We start from the raw sequence: 19,448 nt of genomic DNA, 5'->3' as shown, positions 1-19,448 counted from the left end.
ATGACCCGTGAGACCCCGACGACCCGTCCCCAGCCGACCCCCGGCCACGACGGCGGCGCGCACGACGAGCTCGTCGTGCTGCTCGCCGACGACGGGACGCCCGTCGGCACCACCGCGAAGGCGACCGTGCACACGGCGACGACGCCGCTGCACCTCGCCTTCAGCTGCCACGTCACCGACGACCTCGGCCGCGTCCTCGTCACCCGTCGCGCGCTGTCGAAGAAGACCTGGCCCGGCGTCTGGACCAACTCGTTCTGCGGACACCCCGCCCCGGGTGAGACCCCGGCCGAGGCCCTGATGCGCCGTGCCCACCAAGAGCTCGGCATGGAGGTGCGCGACGTCCAGGTGATCCTGCCCGAGTTCCGCTACCTGGCCACCGACGCGTCCGGCGTCGTCGAGAACGAGATCTGCCCCGTGTTCACGGCGCGTGCCGTGGGCCTGCCCGACCCGTCGCCCGACGAGGTCGCCGAATGGGCCTGGGTCGAGCCCGACGAACTCCGTGACGCCGTCGCGGCGGCCCCCTTCGCCTTCTCCCCCTGGCTCGGGTGGCAGCTGGCCGCCTGGCCGTCGTGACCCGCCCCCGCCGACGACGTCCTCGGTGACGGCACACCGGCGCGGCCGACGAACGTAGCCCCTCGACCCCCCGCCTGACAAGCCCCTCGCGGCCCCGGCGGGCTCGTCCTATCGTGGCGGTCGGAGCACCGGATGCGACGTCCGGACGACGGTGTGGGAGGCGATCGTGGAGTCCAGCTACGAGAGTGACGCGTCGACGTCGCCCCTCACGATCCACCCCTACCCGAAGCAGCAGTCGCGGCCGGTCGGCGGTGCCGACCGCCGATCGACGGACCAGGAGGCGCGGCTCGCGTCCCCCGGCGCCCGTCCCGTCCGCTACGAGGACTTCTTCGAGGACGACGAAGGCGCGAGCCGGTCCGCCTGACCCGGCCCGCGCCTCCTGCGCTCGTGGCGTCGACCGCCTAGCGCGGACGCAGCGCGTACGCCGCGGGGCAGTCGAACGGGTCGCGGGCCGACAGGCCGACGCGGTTGAGGTAGCGGATGACGATCGCGTAGGACGCGCCGATCGTGGCCTCGGTGTAGGGGATGCCGTGCTCGGCGCAGTGCGCCTTGACGAGCGCGCTGGCGGCCCGCAGGTTCGGGCGCGCCATGCTCGGGAAGAGGTGGTGCTCGATCTGGTAGTTGAGCCCGCCCATGAAGGCCGTCGAGTGACGCCCGACGATGTTGCGCGAGGTGAGCACCTGCTTGCTGAGGAAGTCGACCTTCGCCCCCTCGGGGATGATCGGCATGCCCTTGTGGTTCGGCGCGAACGACGACCCCATGTAGAGGCCGAAGACGGCCATCTGCACCCCGACGAAGGCGAACGCCATGCCCACGGGCAGGAACCAGAACACGACGCCGAAGTAGGCGACCAGACGCACGGCGATCAGCGTGATCTCGAGCGCGCGGCCCTCGACCTTCTCGCGACCGAGCAGCGTGCGGAACGACGTCACGTGCAGGTTGACGCCCTCGCCGAGCAGCAGCGGGAAGAAGAAGTACCCCTGACGGCGCGTGACGAAGCCGAGCACGCCCCGGGCCTTCGCCGCGTCCTCTTCGAGGAACGAGATCGTGTCGAACGCGATGTCGGGGTCCTTGCCCTTGGTGTTGGGGTTGGCGTGGTGACGGCTGTGCTTGGTCATCCACCACGCGTAGCTGATGCCGACGACGCCCGCCGCGAGCACGCGGCCGACCTTGTCGTTGCGCGTGCCCGACTCGAACACCTGACGGTGCGAGGCCTCGTGGGTGAGGAACGCGAACTGCGTGAGGATGATGCCGAGCGCGCCGGCGATCAGCAGCTGGAACCAGCTCGAGCCGAGCAGGACGAACCCGGTGGCCGCGCCGCCGAGGCACGCCACGAGGACGACGAAGACCGTGACGTAGAAGCCGGTCCGGCGCTTCAGGAGCCCGGCCTCGCGCACGGACTTGAGCAGGCTCGAGTAGGTGCTCGTCGGCTTGCCGACCTGGCCGGCGACGGTGGGCCGGAACCCCGCCGGTGCGGCACCCGCGGGCGCGTGCACGATGAGCGGGCGGGAGGTTCGAGGGGTCGGGGGGACGGTGGCGGTCATCGGGGCTCCCGCGGCTGATCGACTTCTCAGCCGGGTGGTGGGGCCGGAGGCGGCCCGCAGATGGTGTGAACGTAGTGGCGCGGGCTGAGAAGAGGTGGGGAGATCGCCTGGCCCGCCTGAGCTTGCCCGACCGACATGTCACACGTAACCTGTCGGGGTGACAGCCGGATTCGTCGAGCGCCTGAGCGGGGTCGTGCGCGACCTCGAGCAGGTGCCCTACCGCACGGGCGAACGCAACGCCCGGCAGGGCTTCGGCCTGCGCGAGAGCGCGCTCGAGGCCGCGTCGTCGGACGCCCCGGCCCGGCGGGTCGAGATCACGGGGCTCGAGCTGCTCGTCGAGATCTGGCCCGACGCCAAGGACGGCCACGGGTCGTGGGTCACGGGCGGCACGGTGGTGGGCACGGGGCCCCGCCCGGCCTCCGTCGTCGCCGGCTACGTCGACCTGCTCTTCATGAGCACCGAGGGCCGTCGCCGCACCTACTACCGGCTGCTGACCGTCGACGACCCCGACCCCGACGTCGCGACGGTCCGGTTGATCGAGTGCGTCAAGGAGGTCGGCCCCGACTGGCGATCCACCTGGGCGGACGCGTCGACCGTCTACACGCGGGTGAGCAGGCTGCCGACCGGCGTGCTCATCGCGGCCGAGATCGACACGGCCGAGGGGCTCGCCTTCACCCGGCGCGTGATGGACGGCGTGCTGACCGGGTTGGCGCTCGAGTCCGAGGGCGTGCTACGCGTCACGCCCTACGGCATGGCCCGCCAGCTCACGACGTTGACGGGCCGCGGCTGGCCGTTGACCTTCGGCACCGCCCGCCGCCTGGCGTTCAGGAGCGCGCGGTAAACTCTGCGGGTCCCCCACCCGTGAGAGAGGCCTCGTGACGCCTGCGCACCACGAACCCGGCGCGAACGCCCCCGTGGCGTCGAGCGACCCCTCCACCCGGGGCGTCGACCCGTCGTCCTCCGCGTACTGGCCCGTCCCCGTGCTGCGCGCCGTGCCCGCACTGGCGGCGGCCGCGGCGATCACGTTCAACCCCGACCACTCGCCCCAGGTGGGCCTCGTGACCTTCGGCTGGGCGGCCGTCGTGGGCGGCGTCGTCCTCGCCGCGGGGTCGGCCCTGCGCCTGAGCGACCGCTCGAGCCGCACGATCGCCGTCCTGCAAGGCGTCGTGGGCACCGTGATCGGCGCCCTCTGCCTCGTCTTCTCGCACGGGCAGCTGCCCGTGCTCGTCGCCTTCGTCACGGCCTGGGCCGTCCTGACGGGCGTCCTCGAACTGCTCACCGGCCTGCGCCGACGCCGCCGCTCACCGCTCGCCCGCGACTGGACGACCGTGGGCGTGCTGACGCTCGCGCTCGCCGTGGTCTTCCTCGTGGTCCCGCCCGACTACAGCCAGCAGCTCGGCGGCATCGAGCAGATCGAGGGCGAACTGACGTCGTCGACCGTGCTCGTCGGCATCCTGGGCGCCTACGGCGCCCTGGTCGGCGTGTTCCTCGTGATCGCCGGCCTCTCGCTCAAATGGCAGACCGGGCACCCGCCCGCTGCCGACACCCCTGACGACAAGGCACGCACGTCATGACCCACCCCACCTGGCGCGACCGGTTCCGTCCCGCCGAGTTCCTCGGCCTGTCGGCCGTCTTCGCCGCCTTCGTCGGCCTCGTCGTGCTCATGACGACGCGCGACCTGCAACTCGCGCTGATCTTCGGGTGCGTCGGCTTCATCGTCGCCCTCGTCCTCATCGCGATGCTCGCCCTCGCGGCGAAGCCGAACGACGACGAACGGCACGAGATCGACGACGCCGACAAGCCCCGCGGCCACTGACGCGAGCCGCCCGACCGACCGGCGCGAGCCGCCCGACCGACCGGCCCGAGCCGAGCGGCCGCGCGGCCGGGCGACGCAGGCCGACCTCGGGGCTCTGCCCGCACCTCCTCGGGCTCAGGGCAGGCGGTCGACCAGCTGCGAGGCGATGCCGGTGTAGGTCGCCGGGGTCAGCGCCACGAGCCGGGCCTTGGCCTCGTCCGAGACGTCGAGGCCCTCGACGAACGCGACGAGTTCGGCCTGCCCGACGCGCCTGCCGCGGGTCAGTTCTTTGAGCATCGCGTAGGGGTCCGAGATGGACGACCGACCGGCGACGACCTCGGCGCGCACCACGGTCTGGATCGCCTCGCCCAGGACCTCCCAGTTGGCGTCGAGGTCGGCCTCGAGGGCCACGGTGCCCACGGCGATCTCGCCGAGGCCGCGACGCAGGTTGTCGAGGGCGAGCATCGAGTGGCCGAACGCGACCCCGATGTTGCGCTGGGCCGACGAGTCGGTCAGGTCGCGCTGCTGACGGCTGGTGACCAGGGTCGAGGCGAGCGAGTCGAACAGCGCCGACGAGATCTCGAGGTTGGCCTCGGCGTTCTCGAAGCGGATCGGGTTGATCTTGTGAGGCATCGTCGACGACCCGGTCGCGCCGGCCTGCGGGATCTGGGTGAAGTAGCCCATCGAGATGTAGGACCACACGTCGGTGGCGAGGTTGTGCAGGACGCGGTTCGCGTGCGAGACGCGTGAGTAGAGCTCGGCCTGCCAGTCGTGCGACTCGATCTGGGTCGTCAGCGGGTTGAAGGTCAGGCCGAGGGCGTCCTCGACGAACGACCGGGCGGTCTCGGGCCAGTCGAGGGCGGGGTCGGCGACGACGTGCGCCGAGAACGTGCCGGTCGCGCCGCTGAACTTGCCGAGGAACTCGGTGCCGACGATCTGGGCGCGGAGGCGCTGGAGGCGGTGGGCGAAGACGGCGAACTCCTTGCCCACGGTGGTCGGGGTCGCCGGTTGGCCGTGGGTGTGCGCGAGCATCGGGACGTCGCGGGCGTCGGTGGCCCAGGTCGTCAGGGCGGCCAGGACGGCGTCGAAGGCCGGCAGCCAGACGTCGACGAGGGCCGCCCTGACGGTGATCGCGTACGAGAGGTTGTTGACGTCCTCGCTCGTGCAGGCGAAGTGGGTGAGCTCGGCGATGCGGTCGAGGCCGAGTTCGGCGAGGCGGGCTCGCACGTAGTACTCGACCGCCTTGACGTCGTGGCGCGTCGTCGCCTCGAACCCGGCCAGCTCGTCGATCGCCGCCTGCCCGAAGTCGGTCACGACGGCCCGCAGCGCACGCTTCTGCTCGTCGTCGAGCGGGGTCGAGCCGAACGCGCCCCGGTCGGTCTGGGCGATCAGCCACTCGACCTCGACGTGCACCCGGGCCCGGTTCAGCCCCGCCTCGCTGAGGTGGTCGCCCAGCGACCCGACCGACGTGCGGTAGCGGCCGTCGAGCGGGCTGAGGGGTTGAGGAGGCAACGTCATGACTGTCCCTTGCGGAGTGCGGGTTCGATCTGGCGGAAGAGGGCCGAGCAGGCGCGCTCGACCATGTCGAGCACCTCGTCGAAGAGTCCTGCGTCGGAGTAGTACGGGTCGGGGACGTCGAGACCGCCACCCGCCGGCGCCGCGTCGGGGGCGAAGGTGAGCAGCAGCTGCACCTTCGATCGGTCGGCGTCGTCGCCTGCCCAGGCCCGGAGGATGCGCTCTTGACCGCGATCGAACGCCACCACGAGGTCGTAGCGGGCGAAGTCGTCGGCCTCGAACTGCTTCGCCCGGTGCCGCGAACCATCGTAGCCGCGACGCTCGAGGGCCTGGACGGTGCGCGGGTCGGCCCCCTCGCCGACGTGCCAGTCGCCGGTGCCCGCGCTGGTCACCTCGAGACGGTCGCCGAGACCGGCGTCGTCGGCGAGCGACCGCAGCACGGTCTCGGCCATGGGCGAGCGGCAGATGTTGCCCGTGCAGACGAAGCAGATGCGGAACCGGTTCACCGCTGACGGTCACCCCGCCCGACGACGGGGCGGACGACGACGCCGATGGCCCAGGCGAACACGGCGAGGACGACGGCGCCGAGCACGCCCCACCAGAAGCCGTCGACCGTCAGCCCGAAGCCGAAGAGGCCCGAGATCCAGGCCACGATCAGCAGCAGCAGCCCGTTGACGACGAGCGCGATCAGCCCGAGCGTCAGGATGTACAGCGGGAACGCCACCACGCGGATCGCCGTGCCGACCACGCCGTTGACGACGCCGAACACGAAGGCGATCAGCAAGAAGGTCAGGATCGTCTCGACGGTCCCCCCGTCGCCGTACGGCGTCACCCTCACCCCCGACACGAGCAGCGTGGTGAGCCACAGGGCCACCGCGTTGATGAGCAGCCTGACGACGAATCGGGTCATGCCCCCATCATGCCGACCTCTCGTCCACGGGCGGTAGCGCCCGGACGCATCCCCCAGGAGGCGCGGTGCCCTGACGCGACGCGGGCCCCGCCCCATAGGCTGGCCGCGTGACCACTCCCGTACGACTCCGCCCCGAGATCGCCGCCCTGCCGCCCTACCGGCAGGGCAAGCAGGCGTCGCCCGACGCCTTCAAGCTGTCGTCGAACGAGAACCCGTTCGACCCCCTGCCCTCGGTCGTCGAGGCCGTACGCGGTGCCGTGTCGCTCAACCGGTACCCCGACGCCTCGGCGACCGCCCTGCGGACGGCCCTGGCGACGCGCTTCGGCGTCACCGTCGACGAGGTGCACGTGGGTGCCGGGTCGGTCTCGCTGCTCGCCCAGTTCGTGCTCGCGGCCGCCACGGTCGGCGACGAGGTCGTTTACGCCTGGCGCTCGTTCGAGGCGTACCCGGGGCTCGTCACGGTGGCCGGCGCGACCAGCGTGCAGGTGCCCCTGCGGGCCGACGGCGCTCACGACCTCGAGGCCATGGCCGCCGCGGTGACCGACCGCACCCGCGTCGTCATCGTCTGCTCGCCCAACAACCCGACGGGCACGACGGTGTCGACGGCCGAGTTCGCGACGTTCATGGCCGCCGTCCCGGACGACGTGCTCGTCCTGCTCGACGAGGCCTACGCCGAGTTCGTCACCGACGGCACCGCCGTCGACGGCGAGACGCTCACCGAGCTGCACCCGAACCTCGTCCTGCTCCGCACCTTCTCGAAGGCCTACGGCCTGGCCGCACTGCGCGTGGGGTACGCGATCGGCGCCTCCTACCTGCTCGACGCCGCCCGGGCGACGGCCATCCCCCTCGCGGTCACCGAGCAGGGCGCGGCCGCCGCGCTGGCCTCCCTCGAGCACGCCGACGAACTGCTCGCCAGGGTCGACCGCATCGTGCTGCTGCGCGACCAGGTGCGCCGGGCGCTGCTCGACCAGGGCTGGTCGGTCCCCGAGGCGCAGGGCAACTTCGTCTGGCTCGCCACGGGCGAGCACACGGCGACCGCCGCCCAGGTGTTCGCCGACCACGGGGTCGTGGTCCGGCCGTTCGCGGGCGAGGGCGTCCGCGTCACGATCGGCGAACCGTCGTCGGTCGACAAGCTGCTGCACGCCGCCCAGCAGGTCGTCGACCTCACATCCCGGTGACGGCATATGCCGCGGAATAGATTGGACGCCATGTCCCCCTCCGAAGCGAACGACGCGCCCGCGCCCGTCCAGCTGTTGTCGCCGTCGGGCGAGGTGGTCGAGTCCGCCGCGGCCGACGAGTTCCGCCCGTACGTCGACGCGCTCGGCGACGACGACCTCCGCGCCCTGCACCGCGACATGGTGCTGACCCGACGGTTCGACCGCGAGGCCGCGGCGCTCGCCCGCCAGGGCCAGCTCGCCCTCTGGGTGCCGAGCCACGGTCAAGAGGGTGCCCAGGTGGGCCTCGCGCACGCCACCCGCCCGCAGGACCACCTCTTCCCGTCGTACCGCGAGCACGCCGTGGCCCTGTCGCGCGGCATCGACCCGGTCGACATCCTGCGCCTGCTGCGCGGGCACACGCACGGCGGCTGGAACCCCGCCGAGCACCAGAACTTCCACGTGTACACGCTGGTCATCGGGTCGCAGACGCTGCACGCGACCGGCTTCGCGATGGGCCTCACGCTCGACGGCAAGAGCGGCACGGGCGACCCGGAGGTCGACGAGGCCGTCGTCACGTTCTTCGGCGACGGCGCCACGAGCCAGGGCGACGTGAGCGAGGCCCTGGTCTTCGCCGCGAGCTTCCGGACTCCCGAGCTGTTCTTCCTGCAGAACAACCAGTGGGCCATCAGCGTGCCCGTGTCGCGCCAGTCGCGCACGCCGCTGGTCGCCCGGGCCGGTGGCTTCGGCATCCCCGGCACCCAGGTCGACGGCAACGACGTCCTGGCGAGCTACGCGGTCAGCCGACGCGACCTCGAGGCCGCGCGCGCGGGGGGCGGCCCCCGCTTCGTCGAGGCGCTGACCTACCGCGTCGGGGCCCACACGTCGTCCGACGACCCGACCAAGTACCGCACCGACGACGAGCTGCAGTCGTGGATCGCCCGCGACCCGATCACGCGGTTCGAGGCGTTCCTGCGTGGTCGTGGCGAGGGCGACGGGTTCTTCGCCGACCTCGAGGCCGAGGGCGACGACCTCGGGGCCGACGTGCGGCGACGCCTCGTCAGCCTGCCGAACCCCGACCCGGGCCTCATCTTCGACCACGTCTACTCCGAACCGCACCCGCTGATGGTCGAGCAGAAGCAGTGGCTGGCGACCTACGAGCAGAGCTTCGGCAGCGCGGGCGACACCGTGAAAACCGACGAGGAGGCATCATGACCGACACCGTCGAGACCGCGACGGGCGCCGGCGACCCGGCCCGCGCCTCCGTGCAGAGCATGCCGCTCGGCAAGGCGATCAACGCCGGCCTCCGCAAGGCGTTGGCCGACGACCCCCGCGTGCTGCTGATGGGCGAGGACATCGGGACGCTCGGCGGGGTCTTCCGCGTGACCGAGGGCCTGCAGGCCGAGTTCGGCGACAAGCGGGTCATCGACACCCCGCTGGCCGAGTCGGGCATCGTCGGCACGGCCATCGGGCTCGCCATGGGCGGGTTCCGCCCGGTCTGCGAGATCCAGTTCGACGGGTTCATCTACCCCGGCTTCGACCAGATCACCTCGCAGCTCGCGAAGCTGACGAACCGGCACGAGGGCGCCCTCACGATGCCCGTCGTGATCCGGGTGCCCTACGGCGGGCACATCGGCGCGGTCGAGCACCACCAAGAGAGCCCCGAGGCGTACTTCGCCCACACGGCCGGCCTGCGAGTCGTCAGCCCGAGCACGCCCCACGACGCGTACTGGATGATCCAGGAGGCCATCGCTTCGAACGACCCCGTGATGTTCTTCGAGCCCAAGAGCCGTTACTGGCCCAAGGGCGAGGTCGACCTGAGCGACCCGCAGGCCCCCCTGCACGCCAGTCGCGTCGTCCGCACGGGCACCGAGGTGACCCTGCTGGGGCACGGCGCGATGGTCAGCGTGCTGCTGCAGGCGGCCGAGATCGCGGCGGCCGAGGGAGTCTCGGCCGAGGTCGTCGACCTGCGGTCGCTCTCACCCGTCGACTACGGGCCCATCCTCGAGTCGGTCCGCAAGACCGGCCGGCTCGTGGTGGCGCAAGAGGCCCCCGGGTTCGTCAGCGTCGGCAGCGAGATCGCCGCGACGGTCGCCGAGAAGGCGTTCTACTCGCTCGAGGCGCCCGTGCTGCGGGTCAGCGGCTTCGACGCCCCCTTCCCTCCCGCCAAGCTCGAGACGCAGTACCTGCCCGACGCCGACCGCGTGCTCGAGGCGGTCGACCGGGCCCTGGCCTACTAGGAGTCACGACATGACCAGCGAATTCACCCTGCCCGACGTCGGCGAGGGCCTGACCGAGGCCGAGATCGTCGAGTGGAAGGTCGCCCCCGGCGACAGCGTCGAGATCAACCAGGTGCTCGTCGAGATCGAGACGGCGAAGTCGCTCGTCGAGCTGCCCTCGCCCTACGCGGGCGTCGTCGAGAGCATCCTCGTCGAGCCCGGCACCACGGTCGACGTCGGCACCCCGATCATCCGCGTCGGCGACTCGTCGGCCCCGGCCACGCCGTCGGGCCGGGCGGCCGAGTCCGAGTCGCTCGAGTCGGGCGGACTCGCCCGCACGGCCCAGATCATCTCCCAGGGCGAGGAGGCCCTGTCGGCCCAGCGCGCGCGCCAGGTCGAACCGGTCGCCGCGGCGTCGACGACGGGCTCGACGGCGATGCCGGCCGCGGCCCCGGCCCCGGCCCGTTCGGCCGACGCGGTCAGCGCCGACGGCGACACCGGCTCGGTCGTCCACGCCCCCGAGGCCCCTGCCGAGTCGGGCTCGGGCGCCGTGCTCGTGGGCTACGGCGCCGCCGGCGGCCACGGCGCGACCCGCCGCCGCCGCCCCTCGCAGACCGAGGTCGACGCACGTCAGCTGCGCGTCGCCGAGCAGGCCCGCCGCCGCCCCACCACGTCGGTGCCCGCCGCCCAGGCCCTGCCCATCATCGCCAAGCCGCCGATCCGCAAGCTGGCGAAAGACCTCGAGGTCGACCTGGCCGTCGTCCAGCCGACCGGGCTCGCCGGCGAGGTCACGCGCGACGACGTCATCCGTCACGCCCAGCAGGCCAGCGTGTTCCGCAACATCGAGACGCCCGAGTGGGGAGAGGAGCGCGTCGAGCGCATCCCGGTCAAGGGCGTCCGCAAGGCCATCGCGGCGGCCATGACGTCGTCGGCCTTCACCGCTCCGCACGTCAGCCTCTTCGTCGACGTCGACGCCACGCGCACCATGGAGTTCGTCAAGCGCCTCAAGGCGTCGCCCCAGTTCGCGGGCGTCAAGGTCTCGCCGCTGCTGATCATGGCCAAGGCCATCATCTGGGCCGTGCGCCGCAACCCGATGGTCAACTCGGCCTGGACCGACCGCGAGATCCTCGTGCGCCACTTCGTCAACCTCGGCATCGCCGCGGCCACCCCGCGTGGCCTGATCGTGCCGAACGTCAAAGAGGCCCAGTCGATGAGCCTGCTCGAGCTGGCCCAGGCCCTCGAACAGCTGACGTTGACCGCCCGCGACGGCAAGACCACTCCGGCCGACATGAAGGACGGCACGATCACCATCACGAACATCGGCGTCTTCGGCATGGACACCGGCACGCCCATCCTCAACCCGGGCGAGGTCGCGATCGTGGCCCTCGGCACGATCAAGCCCAAGGCCTGGGTGGTCGACGGAGAGGTGCGCTCGCGCATGGTGACGACGATCGGCGCGAGCTTCGACCACCGCGTGGTCGACGGCGACGTCGCCAGCCGGTTCGTGGCCGACGTGGCGAGCGTCCTCGAGGAGCCCGCGCTGCTGCTCGACTGACGCCGCGCCTCCTCGTCCGTACCTGGGAAGTCCGAGGGGGTCGGGTGCACGCCGGCCTGCGACCGCCCGGCGTGCACTAACGTCGGAGGCAGAACGACCGGTCATGACCAGACGGGACCACCCTCGGGCACGACCGACGAGGGGCCCGCCATGACCGACCACATCGTCGACGGAGCCGTGCCGAAGCACGAGCAGCTCCGCTCCATCGTGCAGCGCCTCGCCGCCGAGGCGCAGCCCGGCTCGGCGATCGCGAGCGAGCGCCAGCTCATGCTCGAGTACGGCGTCAGCCGCATCACGGTGCGTGAGGCCGTGGGCCAGCTGGTCAACGAGGGCTGGTTGACGCGGGTGCGGGGCAAGGGCACGTTCGTGGCCCACCGGGTGGTGCAGTCGACGCTGCACCTCGCCTCGTTCACCGACGAGATGACCAAGCTCGGCCACGTGCCGAGCACCGTCGTGCTGGTCAAGGCCGAGACGACTCCCCCGCCCGAGACCGCGGCGGCGCTCGGGCTCGGGGTCGGCGCCACCGCGTTCCACGTCAAGCGCCTGCGCCTGGCCGACGGCGTCCCGGTCAGCATCGACGACGGCTGGTACCCCGCCGGACGGCTGCCGGGCCTGCTCGACCGCGACCTCAGCCGCTCGCTCTACCGCACGCTCGACGGCGACTACGAGACCCCCATCACCCGGGCGACCCAGACCGTGAGCGCCGAGGGCGCGGACGCCGACGTCGCCACCCTGCTCGGCACGAGCGAGGGCGCCCCGGTGCTGTTCTTCGACCGGGTCTCGTTCGCCGGCGACGTCCCGCTCGAGCACGCCAGGAGCTGGTACCGCTCGGACCGTTACCGCCTGCAGATGCAGGTCGCGTCGGGCGTCTCACCCGCCTGACGCTCGGCCCCGGACGCACGGCACCGCGTCTCGTGCAACGCACCGCGTCGAGATGCGGTGCGGTGCACGAAAGGCGGTGCGGTGCCGGGCCAGGTCCCGTCGGCCGGGCCAGGCCCTGGCCCCGGCCCCGGCCCCGGCCCCGGCCCCGGCCCCGGCCCCGGCTCAGCCCTGGGCTCGGTGCACCGCGGCACCGCGTTCCGTGCACCGCACCGCGTCTAGAGCGGGCGCGGTGCACGGAACGGGGTGTGGTGCCGGGTTCAGAGGTCGAACAGGGGCGCGCCGGACGCGACGGTCGTGCCGACGGCCTGCTGCGAGACGCTGTCGGGCGCGCTGTCGAGCACCACGACCGGGACGACCGCCGAGTAGCCGGCCGCGGCCACGACGGCCGGGTCGAAGCGGACGACCACGTCGCCCGCCGACACCGTCGCCCCCTCGGACACCGCGAGCTCGAAGCCCTCGCCCGCGAGCTTCACGGTGTCGATGCCGACGTGCACGAGCACGCCCGTGCCGGACGCGTCGACCACGACGAACGCGTGCGGGTGCACCTTGACGAGCTCGCCCGCGATCGGCGAGACGACGTCGACGAGCGCGCCCGCGGCGTCGGACGCCGGGCCGTCGGCCGCGAGGCCCTCGGCCGCGGCGGCGTCACCGGCAGGAGGCGCGCTCGGCTCGATCGCGACGCCCGCGCCCACGAGCTGCTCGGCGAACACGGCGTCGGGCACCTCGGCGAGCGCCGTCACCCGACCGGCGACGGGCGCGACGACCGTGGTCACGGCAGCAGGTCGTTGATGTCTTCGGCCAGCGAGTCGGCGATCGTGCCGACGATCACCTGCACGCTGCCGCCCGCGTGGACGACGGCGGTCGCGCCGGCGGCCTTCAGGGCGGCGTCGTCCACGAGCGAGATGTCACGGACGTCGGTGCGGAGGCGGGTGATGCAGCCCTCGATCTCCTCGATGTTGTCGGCGCCGCCGAGTCCGTCGATCATGGCCTGTGCTTTCGACATGAGCTGTTCTCCTCCGTTGGTCCGTCGCTCGCGGCGACGAGGGGTGTCGTCCTAGTTGACACCACCCGCCGGTCTGAGGAAACTACCACTCACTGGTCATGACCGGACAGGACCGCCGAGCCCCGGCGCCCGACGCGACCCGCGCCTCCTGCACCGCCCCACGGCACCACCCGACCCCGCCCCGCACCACGGCTGCTCACCGACGAGAGGACCACCTGATGACGACGATGACCGAGTCGGCCCCGACCAAGAAGAGGGGCTCGGCCGCGTTCGCGGTGCTGCAGCGCCTCGGTCGCAGCCTCATGCTGCCGATCGCCGTGCTGCCGGCCGCGGGCATCCTCTTGCGCCTCGGGCAGGCCGACCTGCTCGGTGCCATCCCCGGCTTCGAGACCGGCGCCTCGGTGATCGGCTCGGCCGGCAACGCGGTCTTCACCTGGCTGCCGCTGATCTTCGCGGTCGGCATCGCGATCGGCTGGGCCAAGAAGAGCGACGGCTCGACCGCCCTGGCGGCCGTCGTCGGCTACATGGTCATCGACGGGGTGTTCAAGGCGATGTCGCCGGTCGTGCTCGCCGGCCGCGAGACCGCGACGGGCGACCCCGAGCTGATCAACTACGGCGTGCTCGGCGGCATCGTGATGGGCATCCTGTCGGCGATGATCTGGCAGCGCTTCTACCGGACGAAGCTGCCGGACTTCCTCGGGTTCTTCTCGGGGCGTCGCCTCGTGCCGATCCTCACGGCCGTCACGGGCCTCGTCGTCGGCGTCGTCATGTCGTTCATCTACCCGTTGTTCAACAACGCGCTCGTCTGGATCGGCACGGCCGTCGCGTCGAACGACGTCGTCGGCGGCGGCGTCTACGGCGTCGCCAACCGGCTGCTGATCCCCACGGGCCTGCACCACATCCTGAACTCGGTCGTCTGGTTCTTGGTCGGCGACTACACCGGTGCCGACGGCAAGCTCTACCGCGGCGACCTGACCCGGTTCTTCCAGGGCGACCCGAGCGCCGGCGTCTTCATGACCGGGTTCTTCCCGATCTTCATGTTCGCGCTGCCGGCCGCCGCCCTCGCGATCTGGCGCCACGCCCGCCCCGAGAAGAAGAAGCTGATCGGCGGCATCATGCTGTCGACCGCCCTGACGGCCTTCCTCACCGGCATCACCGAGCCGCTCGAGTTCTCGTTCATGTTCGTCGCCTGGCCGCTCTACCTCATCCACGCCGTGCTGACCGGCACGTCGATGATGCTGGTGAACGCGCTCGACATCCACACCGGGTTCACGTTCTCGGCGGGGTTGATCGACTACGTGCTCAACTTCAACATCTCGCAGAACTCGATCTGGTTGATCCCGATCGGGCTCGGCTACGCGGTCGTCTACTACTTCTTGTTCAGCTTCGTGATCAAGAAGTGGAACCTCAAGACGCCCGGCCGCGAGGACGACGACGTGGCCGGCGCCGAGTCGGTCGAGGCCGCCACCAAGGCCTGAGCGGCGCGAGACCCCAGGACGTGACCGAGACCCCCGTGCGCGCACGGGGGTCCCGGCGCGTCTGCAGGGTCTCGACGAGGCGAGGACGCGCGCCCGGCCGACCCGCGCCTCCTCGTTTTGACAATCATTATCAGTAGCAATAGCGTGACGGACATGAAGAAGCGATCGCTGCCGGCCCTGCTCGTCCTGCCCGCCACGGCGGTCCTCGTGCTGAGCGGCTGCTCGACGGGCGACGCCGGCGCGAGCGGCGGCGACGCCGACGGAGGCGCGATCGCCGTGGTCGCGTCGACGAACGTCTACGGCGACATCGCGACGACCGTCGGCGGCGACCTGGTCGACGTCACGAGCATCGTCAGCGACCCCTCACAAGACCCGCACTCGTACGAGGCCGACGCCCGCACGCAGCTGGCCGTCTCGAAGGCCGACGTCATCGTCGAGAACGGCGGCGGCTACGACCCGTTCGTCGACACGATGGTCGACGCGAGCGGGACCGACGCCACCGTCATCAGCGCGGTCGACGTCTCGGGGCTCGACCCCGAGGCCGGGCACGACGACCACGACCACGCCGACGAGGCCTCCGACGCCGCGACGACCGACGACCACGACGACCACGACCACGACCACGACCACGACCACGCGGCCTTCAACGAGCACGTCTTCTACAGCCTGCCGAGCATGGCGGCGCTCGCCACGGCGATGGCCGACGAGTTCGGCCGGGTCGACACCGCGAACGCCGACACCTTCACCGCGAACGCCGAGGCCTTCGGTGCGAAGGTCGCCGACCTGGAGGCGCAGGCCGCGTCGATCGAGGCGGCCCACGACGGCGAGTCGGTCGCCTACACCGAGCCCGTGCCCGGCTACCTCTTCGACGCGATGGGCCTGGTGAACGTGACGCCCGACGCGTTCTCGGAGGCGATCGAGGAGGGCGACGACGTCTCGCCCGCCGTCCTCAACGAGACCCTGAAGCTCTTCTCCGACGGCCGGGTCGATCTGTTGGCCTACAACGAGCAGACCTCGAGCCCCGAGACCGAGCAGGTCGAGGCGGCGGCGACCGACGCGGGCGTGGCGATCGTGCCGGTCACCGAGCTGCTGCCCGAGGGGGAAGACTACGTGTCATGGCAACAGAGCAACATCGACGCGATCTCGGAGGCGCTCGGCAAGTGACCGACGCCGCCAGCGCGACCTCCGTCGCCGCCGCCACCCGCGCCTCCTCGGCCGGTGGCGGCGGCGACGCCGTGCTGCGCCTGCGCGACGCCGGCGTGACCTTCGGCCGGCGGACGCTGTGGTCGGGCCTCGACCTCGACGTGCGGCCGGGCGAGTTCGTCGCCGTGCTCGGGCCCAACGGCGCGGGCAAGACCACCATGCTGCGCACGATCCTCGGGCAGCAGCAGCTGACCGAGGGCAGCATCGAGTTCCTCGGGCGGCCGGTCGGCCGCGGCCACCGCCGCATCGGGTACGTGCCGCAGCAGCGGTTGATGGAGTCCGGCACCCCGTTGCGCACCCGCGACATGATCGCCCTCGGCGTGACGGGCCACCGGTGGGGCCTGCGCCGCGAGTCCGCCGCCGAACGGGCCCGCATCGACGCCCTGGTCGACGAGGTCGGCGCCACGCCGTTCGCGACCGCGCCCGTCGCGAGCCTCAGCGGCGGCGAGCAGCAGCGCACGCGCGTCGGCCAGGCCCTCGCCGCCGAGCCCGCCCTGCTGCTCTGCGACGAACCCCTCATCTCGCTCGACCTGCGGCACCAGCGGGAGGTGACGCGCCTCATCGACGAGCAGCGCCGCGCCCGGAACGCCGCGGTGGTGTTCGTCACCCACGACGTCAACCCCATCCTCGACGTCGTCGACCGGGTGCTCTACCTGGCCGGCGGCCGGTTCCGCATCGGCACGCCCGACGAGGTGCTGCGGGCCGACGTGCTCAGCGACCTCTACGGCACGCCGGTCGACGTGATCCGCACCATGGGCCGCGTCGTCATCGTCGGCAGCCACGACGGGCACGACCACCACGTCGACGAGCCGGCCGACGACGACGGGCTCGTCCGATGACCGACCTGTGGTCGCAGCTGTTCAGCTTCCAGGACTTCGGCGAACTGCTCGTGCTCGTGCGCAACAGCGTCATCGCGGGGGCCGTGCTCGGGCTGGTCGGGGGCCTGATCGGCCCGTTCGTCATCACGCGCAACATGCCCTTCGCCGTGCACGGCATCAGCGAGCTCTCGTTCGCCGGGGCGGCCGCGGCCCTGCTGCTCGGCGTCAACGTCGTCAGCGGCTCGCTCGTCGGCAGCCTCGTCGCCGCCCTGCTGATCGGGTTGCTCGGCACCCGCGCGCGCGAACGCAACTCGATCATCGCCGTGCTCATGCCGTTCGGGCTGGGTCTCGGCATCCTCTTCCTGGCGCTCTACCGGGGGCGGTCGGCCAACAAGTTCGGGCTGCTGACGGGTCAGATCGTGTCGGTCGACAACCCGCAGCTGGGCTGGCTGATCGCCATCTCGGCGGTGGTGGTCGTCACGCTCGTCGTCATCTGGCGCCCGTTGACCTTCGCGAGCGTCGACCCGGACGTCGCCGCCGCGGCGGGCGTTCCCGTCCGCACCCTCGGCATCGCGTTCATGCTCGTGCTCGGGCTCTCGGTCGCCGTGTCGGTGCAGATCATCGGCGCACTGCTGGTGCTGTCGTTGCTCGTGACGCCCGCGGCCGCGGCCCTGCGGCTGACGGTGAACCCTCGACTCGTCCCGGTGCTGAGCGTGACGTTCGCCGTCGTGTCGGTCGTCGGCGGCATCCTGCTCGCCCTCGGCGGCGGCCTGCCGATCAGCCCGTACGTCACGACCATCTCGTTCGCGATCTGGCTCGTCTGCCGACTCGTGAGCTGGCGGCGGACGGCCGCCGCCGCGGGGCCACGCAGGGGCCCGCGGGTACCCTTGGCCTCGACCGGGGCCTGACACGGTTCGACGCACAGAAGATCGACGCACGCAGGGTCGACGAACGCAGGTCGACGCACAGAGGGTCGACGCACACTCCGGGGTCTGACGGACAGAGAGGCAGGACGACGTGGTGGTCCGACGCAACACGTGGCAACGCGAGGCCGTGCGAGAAGCACTGGGCACGAGCGAGGGGTTCGTCAGCGCCCAGGCGCTGCACGCCCACCTGCGCGACACCGGCATCGGCCTGGCCACCGTCTACCGTGCCCTGGCCGACCTCGCCGCCGACGGCTCGGCCGACTCGCTGCAGCAGGAGGGCGAGAGCCTGTACCGCGCCTGCACCCCGGGCACGCACCACCACCACCTCATCTGCCGCAACTGCGGCACCACCGTCGAGATCGAGGCCGACGAGGTCGAGACCTGGGCCCAGCACGTCGCCGCGACGCACGGGTTCACCGCTGCGCAGCACGTCGTCGACGTGTTCGGGCTCTGCCCCGCGTGCACGCTCGAGGCCCGCGCGGCCGCCGACGCCGCTGCAGCGGGCTGACCCGCGCCTCCTCGGCCCGCCGGGTCGTGCCCGGTCGGCCCCCGCCCGCGTGACGGCCTCGGAGCCGGGAGGCGCGGGTTGCGGGGGCTCGGGCGTGTCGCGTAAGCTGTCTCTTTGGTTGGGCGCACTCTGCGCCCATGTGCACCGCCTCCCGGCAACACCGTGCGATCCGACGATCGTGCAGGGGGATCGGCGCGCCGACAAGTGACCTTGGGTGAGGGCTCCGGCCCTCACGGTACCTACGGAGGAAAACCATGGCAGCAACCTGCCAGGTGACCGGAGCCGTTCCCGGTTTCGGACACAACATCTCGCACTCGCACCGACGCACCAAGCGTCGTTTCGACCCGAACATCCAGAAGAAGACGTACTACGTGCCGTCGCTTCGTCGTAACGTGACGCTGCAGCTCAGCGCCAAGGGCATCAAGGTCATCGACGCCCGTGGCATCGAGTCGGTCGTCAAGGACCTGCTCGCTCGTGGGGAGAAGATCTAATGGCTCGTCAGCAGGACGTCCGTCCCATCATCAAGCTCCGCTCGACGGCGGGCACCGGTTTCACGTACGTGACCAAGAAGAACCGTCGCAACAACCCCGACCGTCTCGTGCTGAAGAAGTACGACCCGGTGATCCGCAAGCACGTCGAATTCCGCGAGGAGCGCTAACCATGGCCAAGAAGAGCATGATCGCCAAGAACAACCAGCGCGCCGAGATCGTGGCCCGCTACGCCGAGAAGCGTCTCGAGCTGAAGAAGGCCCTGATCGACCCGAACGGTTCGGACGAGAGCCGCGAGGCCGCTCGCGTCGGCCTGCAGAAGCTGCCGCGCAACGCGTCGCCGGTCCGCCTCCGCAACCGCGACTCGGTCGACGGCCGCCCCCGCGGTCACCTCAAGGCCTACGGCATCAGCCGCGTGCGTTTCCGCGACATGGCCCACCGTGGCGAGTTGCCGGGCATCACGAAGTCTTCCTGGTAGGTTTCAACCGGTTCCACAGGGCCCTCGGCTCTCTGGTCTCGACCGCACGGGCATGGTGAACGCCGTGTCTCGTCACACCGAACGAAGTCCGAGGAGGACATTTACATGGCTGACAAGTCACTGAACCGTACCGAGCTCGTCGCAGCTGTCGCATCCGAGTCCGGCCAGAGCCAGGCCGCCGTCAGCGGCGTCGTCGACGCGTTCTTCTCCGTCGTCTCGAAGTCGGTCGCGGACGGCACGAAGGTCACCATCCCCGGGTGGATCGCCTTCGAGAAGACGCACCGCGCCGCTCGCACCGGCCGCAACCCGCAGACGGGTGAGGCCCTCGAGATCGCCGCCAGCGACAGCGTCAAGGTCAGCGCCGGCAGCAAGCTCAAGGCTGCCGTCAAGTAGTCTTCG

Annotated in this window: 25 protein-coding genes; 19 read left to right on the top strand and 6 right to left on the bottom strand. The window is 71.5% G+C overall.

Features of this window, described 5'->3' with window-relative positions; all coding sequences use genetic code 11:
* Together idi and AC3CCI_RS08300 are read left to right on the top strand one after the other, a co-directional pair.
* On the top strand, positions 1-573 hold the full coding sequence (gene idi, locus AC3CCI_RS08305) for an isopentenyl-diphosphate Delta-isomerase (protein ID WP_488626833.1): 573 nt from the start codon (positions 1-3) through the stop codon (positions 571-573).
* Positions 574-739: 166 nt separating this feature from the next.
* Positions 740-937 (top strand): hypothetical protein, encoded by a 198-nt coding sequence (locus tag AC3CCI_RS08300; RefSeq protein ID WP_354595277.1) that lies wholly within the window; start codon positions 740-742, stop codon positions 935-937.
* A gap of 37 nt (positions 938-974) precedes the next feature.
* On the opposite strand, the gene AC3CCI_RS08295 is transcribed toward AC3CCI_RS08300, so the two are convergent.
* Positions 975-2,117 carry a fatty acid desaturase family protein gene (locus tag AC3CCI_RS08295; protein ID WP_354595278.1) on the bottom strand — a complete coding sequence of 381 codons (1,143 nt, stop codon included), beginning with the start codon at positions 2,115-2,117 and terminating at the stop codon, positions 975-977.
* 157 nt (positions 2,118-2,274) lie between these two features.
* Between AC3CCI_RS08295 and AC3CCI_RS08290 the strand changes: the two genes are divergently transcribed.
* From AC3CCI_RS08290 to AC3CCI_RS08280, 3 genes are read left to right on the top strand one after another with little or no spacing between them, the layout of a single operon-like run.
* On the top strand, positions 2,275-2,958 hold the full coding sequence (locus AC3CCI_RS08290) for a hypothetical protein (protein ID WP_488626832.1): 684 nt from the start codon (positions 2,275-2,277) through the stop codon (positions 2,956-2,958).
* Between the two features lie 34 nt (positions 2,959-2,992).
* The gene (locus AC3CCI_RS08285) at positions 2,993-3,691 is read left to right on the top strand and encodes an HdeD family acid-resistance protein (protein ID WP_354595280.1); all 699 of its coding nucleotides are present in this window, start codon (positions 2,993-2,995) and stop codon (positions 3,689-3,691) included.
* Positions 3,688-3,933, top strand: a complete 246-nt coding sequence (locus tag AC3CCI_RS08280; protein WP_354595281.1) for a hypothetical protein — start codon at positions 3,688-3,690, stop codon at positions 3,931-3,933. The genes AC3CCI_RS08285 and AC3CCI_RS08280 overlap by 4 nt, the downstream gene beginning before the upstream one ends.
* A gap of 114 nt (positions 3,934-4,047) precedes the next feature.
* Here the strand turns inward: AC3CCI_RS08280 and purB are convergent, their stop codons facing one another.
* Genes purB through AC3CCI_RS08265 form a run of 3 tightly spaced genes read right to left on the bottom strand, consistent with a single transcriptional unit; the run spans position 4,048 to position 6,337 of the window.
* Positions 4,048-5,430 carry an adenylosuccinate lyase gene (purB, locus tag AC3CCI_RS08275; RefSeq protein WP_488626831.1) on the bottom strand — a complete coding sequence of 461 codons (1,383 nt, stop codon included), beginning with the start codon at positions 5,428-5,430 and terminating at the stop codon, positions 4,048-4,050.
* Positions 5,427-5,933 (bottom strand): low molecular weight protein-tyrosine-phosphatase, encoded by a 507-nt coding sequence (locus AC3CCI_RS08270; RefSeq protein ID WP_354595283.1) that lies wholly within the window; start codon positions 5,931-5,933, stop codon positions 5,427-5,429. Before AC3CCI_RS08270 ends, purB begins: the two co-directional genes overlap by 4 nt.
* Entirely contained in the window at positions 5,930-6,337 is a 408-nt protein-coding gene (locus tag AC3CCI_RS08265) for a phage holin family protein (protein ID WP_354595284.1), read from the bottom strand. Before AC3CCI_RS08265 ends, AC3CCI_RS08270 begins: the two co-directional genes overlap by 4 nt.
* Before the next feature lie 107 nt (positions 6,338-6,444).
* On the opposite strand from AC3CCI_RS08265, the gene AC3CCI_RS08260 reads away from it, so the two are divergent.
* The 5 genes from AC3CCI_RS08260 (at position 6,445) to AC3CCI_RS08240 (ending at position 12,147) form a co-directional block, all read left to right on the top strand.
* Complete coding sequence (locus AC3CCI_RS08260) at positions 6,445-7,515, top strand: histidinol-phosphate transaminase (protein WP_488626830.1); 1,071 nt, start codon at positions 6,445-6,447, stop codon at positions 7,513-7,515.
* Positions 7,516-7,545: 30 nt separating this feature from the next.
* Positions 7,546-8,706, top strand: coding sequence for a thiamine pyrophosphate-dependent dehydrogenase E1 component subunit alpha (locus tag AC3CCI_RS08255; protein ID WP_488626829.1), 1,161 nt, complete (start codon positions 7,546-7,548; stop codon positions 8,704-8,706).
* The gene (locus AC3CCI_RS08250) at positions 8,703-9,731 is read left to right on the top strand and encodes an alpha-ketoacid dehydrogenase subunit beta (protein ID WP_354595287.1); all 1,029 of its coding nucleotides are present in this window, start codon (positions 8,703-8,705) and stop codon (positions 9,729-9,731) included. The genes AC3CCI_RS08255 and AC3CCI_RS08250 overlap by 4 nt, the downstream gene beginning before the upstream one ends.
* Before the next feature lie 10 nt (positions 9,732-9,741).
* Positions 9,742-11,265 carry a dihydrolipoamide acetyltransferase family protein gene (locus AC3CCI_RS08245; protein WP_488626828.1) on the top strand — a complete coding sequence of 508 codons (1,524 nt, stop codon included), beginning with the start codon at positions 9,742-9,744 and terminating at the stop codon, positions 11,263-11,265.
* 150 nt (positions 11,266-11,415) lie between these two features.
* Entirely contained in the window at positions 11,416-12,147 is a 732-nt protein-coding gene (locus AC3CCI_RS08240) for a GntR family transcriptional regulator (protein ID WP_354595289.1), read from the top strand.
* 257 nt (positions 12,148-12,404) lie between these two features.
* On the opposite strand, the gene AC3CCI_RS08235 is transcribed toward AC3CCI_RS08240, so the two are convergent.
* Together AC3CCI_RS08235 and AC3CCI_RS08230 are read right to left on the bottom strand one after the other, a co-directional pair.
* Positions 12,405-12,920, bottom strand: a complete 516-nt coding sequence (locus AC3CCI_RS08235) for a PTS sugar transporter subunit IIA (RefSeq protein ID WP_488626827.1) — start codon at positions 12,918-12,920, stop codon at positions 12,405-12,407.
* A complete protein-coding gene (locus AC3CCI_RS08230) occupies positions 12,917-13,150 on the bottom strand; it encodes a PTS sugar transporter subunit IIB (protein ID WP_054145886.1) in 234 nt (77 codons plus the stop codon). Before AC3CCI_RS08230 ends, AC3CCI_RS08235 begins: the two co-directional genes overlap by 4 nt.
* A 218-nt stretch (positions 13,151-13,368) precedes the next feature.
* Here AC3CCI_RS08230 and AC3CCI_RS08225 point away from each other — a divergent pair, with 218 nt between their 5' ends.
* The 9 genes from AC3CCI_RS08225 to AC3CCI_RS08185 all read left to right on the top strand — a co-directional run bounded on the left by AC3CCI_RS08225 (position 13,369) and on the right by AC3CCI_RS08185 (position 19,442).
* Complete coding sequence (locus AC3CCI_RS08225; RefSeq protein ID WP_488626826.1) at positions 13,369-14,628, top strand: PTS transporter subunit EIIC; 1,260 nt, start codon at positions 13,369-13,371, stop codon at positions 14,626-14,628.
* Positions 14,629-14,781: 153 nt separating this feature from the next.
* Entirely contained in the window at positions 14,782-15,792 is a 1,011-nt protein-coding gene (locus tag AC3CCI_RS08220) for a metal ABC transporter solute-binding protein, Zn/Mn family (RefSeq protein WP_488626825.1), read from the top strand.
* A complete protein-coding gene (locus AC3CCI_RS08215) occupies positions 15,789-16,670 on the top strand; it encodes a metal ABC transporter ATP-binding protein (protein ID WP_488626824.1) in 882 nt (293 codons plus the stop codon). Before AC3CCI_RS08220 ends, AC3CCI_RS08215 begins: the two co-directional genes overlap by 4 nt.
* A complete protein-coding gene (locus tag AC3CCI_RS08210; protein ID WP_488626823.1) occupies positions 16,667-17,557 on the top strand; it encodes a metal ABC transporter permease in 891 nt (296 codons plus the stop codon). Before AC3CCI_RS08215 ends, AC3CCI_RS08210 begins: the two co-directional genes overlap by 4 nt.
* 112 nt (positions 17,558-17,669) lie before the next feature.
* Positions 17,670-18,083, top strand: coding sequence for a Fur family transcriptional regulator (locus AC3CCI_RS08205; RefSeq protein ID WP_488628674.1), 414 nt, complete (start codon positions 17,670-17,672; stop codon positions 18,081-18,083).
* Between the two features lie 254 nt (positions 18,084-18,337).
* On the top strand, positions 18,338-18,574 hold the full coding sequence (gene rpmB, locus AC3CCI_RS08200; protein WP_043595945.1) for a 50S ribosomal protein L28: 237 nt from the start codon (positions 18,338-18,340) through the stop codon (positions 18,572-18,574).
* Positions 18,574-18,741 carry a 50S ribosomal protein L33 gene (gene rpmG / locus AC3CCI_RS08195; RefSeq protein WP_043595944.1) on the top strand — a complete coding sequence of 56 codons (168 nt, stop codon included), beginning with the start codon at positions 18,574-18,576 and terminating at the stop codon, positions 18,739-18,741. The genes rpmB and rpmG overlap by 1 nt, the downstream gene beginning before the upstream one ends.
* Positions 18,742-18,743: 2 nt before the next feature.
* Positions 18,744-19,049, top strand: coding sequence for a 30S ribosomal protein S14 (rpsN, locus tag AC3CCI_RS08190; RefSeq protein WP_488626822.1), 306 nt, complete (start codon positions 18,744-18,746; stop codon positions 19,047-19,049).
* 105 nt (positions 19,050-19,154) lie between these two features.
* On the top strand, positions 19,155-19,442 hold the full coding sequence (locus AC3CCI_RS08185; protein ID WP_043595940.1) for an HU family DNA-binding protein: 288 nt from the start codon (positions 19,155-19,157) through the stop codon (positions 19,440-19,442).
* The last annotated feature ends 6 nt before the right edge of the window (positions 19,443-19,448 follow it).

It is taken from the genome of Frigoribacterium sp. CF331 (genome assembly GCF_057787905.1).
The sequence above is the reverse complement of the archived record's forward strand: the minus strand, read 5'-3'. Positions and strand labels throughout refer to the sequence as shown.

Bases quoted from the DNA above. Each gene is read 5' to 3' on its own strand.
- idi (WP_488626833.1), top strand. From the start codon at position 1: ATGACCCGTGAGACCCCGACGACCCGTCCCCAGCCGACCCCCGGCCAC.
- AC3CCI_RS08295 (WP_354595278.1), bottom strand. From the start codon at position 2,117: ATGACCGCCACCGTCCCCCCGACCCCTCGAACCTCCCGCCCGCTCATC.
- AC3CCI_RS08280 (WP_354595281.1), top strand. From the start codon at position 3,688: ATGACCCACCCCACCTGGCGCGACCGGTTCCGTCCCGCCGAGTTCCTC.
- purB (WP_488626831.1), bottom strand. From the start codon at position 5,430: ATGACGTTGCCTCCTCAACCCCTCAGCCCGCTCGACGGCCGCTACCGC.
- AC3CCI_RS08265 (WP_354595284.1), bottom strand. From the start codon at position 6,337: ATGACCCGATTCGTCGTCAGGCTGCTCATCAACGCGGTGGCCCTGTGG.
- AC3CCI_RS08255 (WP_488626829.1), top strand. From the start codon at position 7,546: ATGTCCCCCTCCGAAGCGAACGACGCGCCCGCGCCCGTCCAGCTGTTG.
- AC3CCI_RS08250 (WP_354595287.1), top strand. From the start codon at position 8,703: ATGACCGACACCGTCGAGACCGCGACGGGCGCCGGCGACCCGGCCCGC.
- AC3CCI_RS08245 (WP_488626828.1), top strand. From the start codon at position 9,742: ATGACCAGCGAATTCACCCTGCCCGACGTCGGCGAGGGCCTGACCGAG.
- AC3CCI_RS08240 (WP_354595289.1), top strand. From the start codon at position 11,416: ATGACCGACCACATCGTCGACGGAGCCGTGCCGAAGCACGAGCAGCTC.
- AC3CCI_RS08230 (WP_054145886.1), bottom strand. From the start codon at position 13,150: ATGTCGAAAGCACAGGCCATGATCGACGGACTCGGCGGCGCCGACAAC.
- AC3CCI_RS08225 (WP_488626826.1), top strand. From the start codon at position 13,369: ATGACGACGATGACCGAGTCGGCCCCGACCAAGAAGAGGGGCTCGGCC.
- AC3CCI_RS08220 (WP_488626825.1), top strand. From the start codon at position 14,782: ATGAAGAAGCGATCGCTGCCGGCCCTGCTCGTCCTGCCCGCCACGGCG.
- AC3CCI_RS08210 (WP_488626823.1), top strand. From the start codon at position 16,667: ATGACCGACCTGTGGTCGCAGCTGTTCAGCTTCCAGGACTTCGGCGAA.
- rpmB (WP_043595945.1), top strand. From the start codon at position 18,338: ATGGCAGCAACCTGCCAGGTGACCGGAGCCGTTCCCGGTTTCGGACAC.
- rpmG (WP_043595944.1), top strand. From the start codon at position 18,574: ATGGCTCGTCAGCAGGACGTCCGTCCCATCATCAAGCTCCGCTCGACG.
- rpsN (WP_488626822.1), top strand. From the start codon at position 18,744: ATGGCCAAGAAGAGCATGATCGCCAAGAACAACCAGCGCGCCGAGATC.
- AC3CCI_RS08185 (WP_043595940.1), top strand. From the start codon at position 19,155: ATGGCTGACAAGTCACTGAACCGTACCGAGCTCGTCGCAGCTGTCGCA.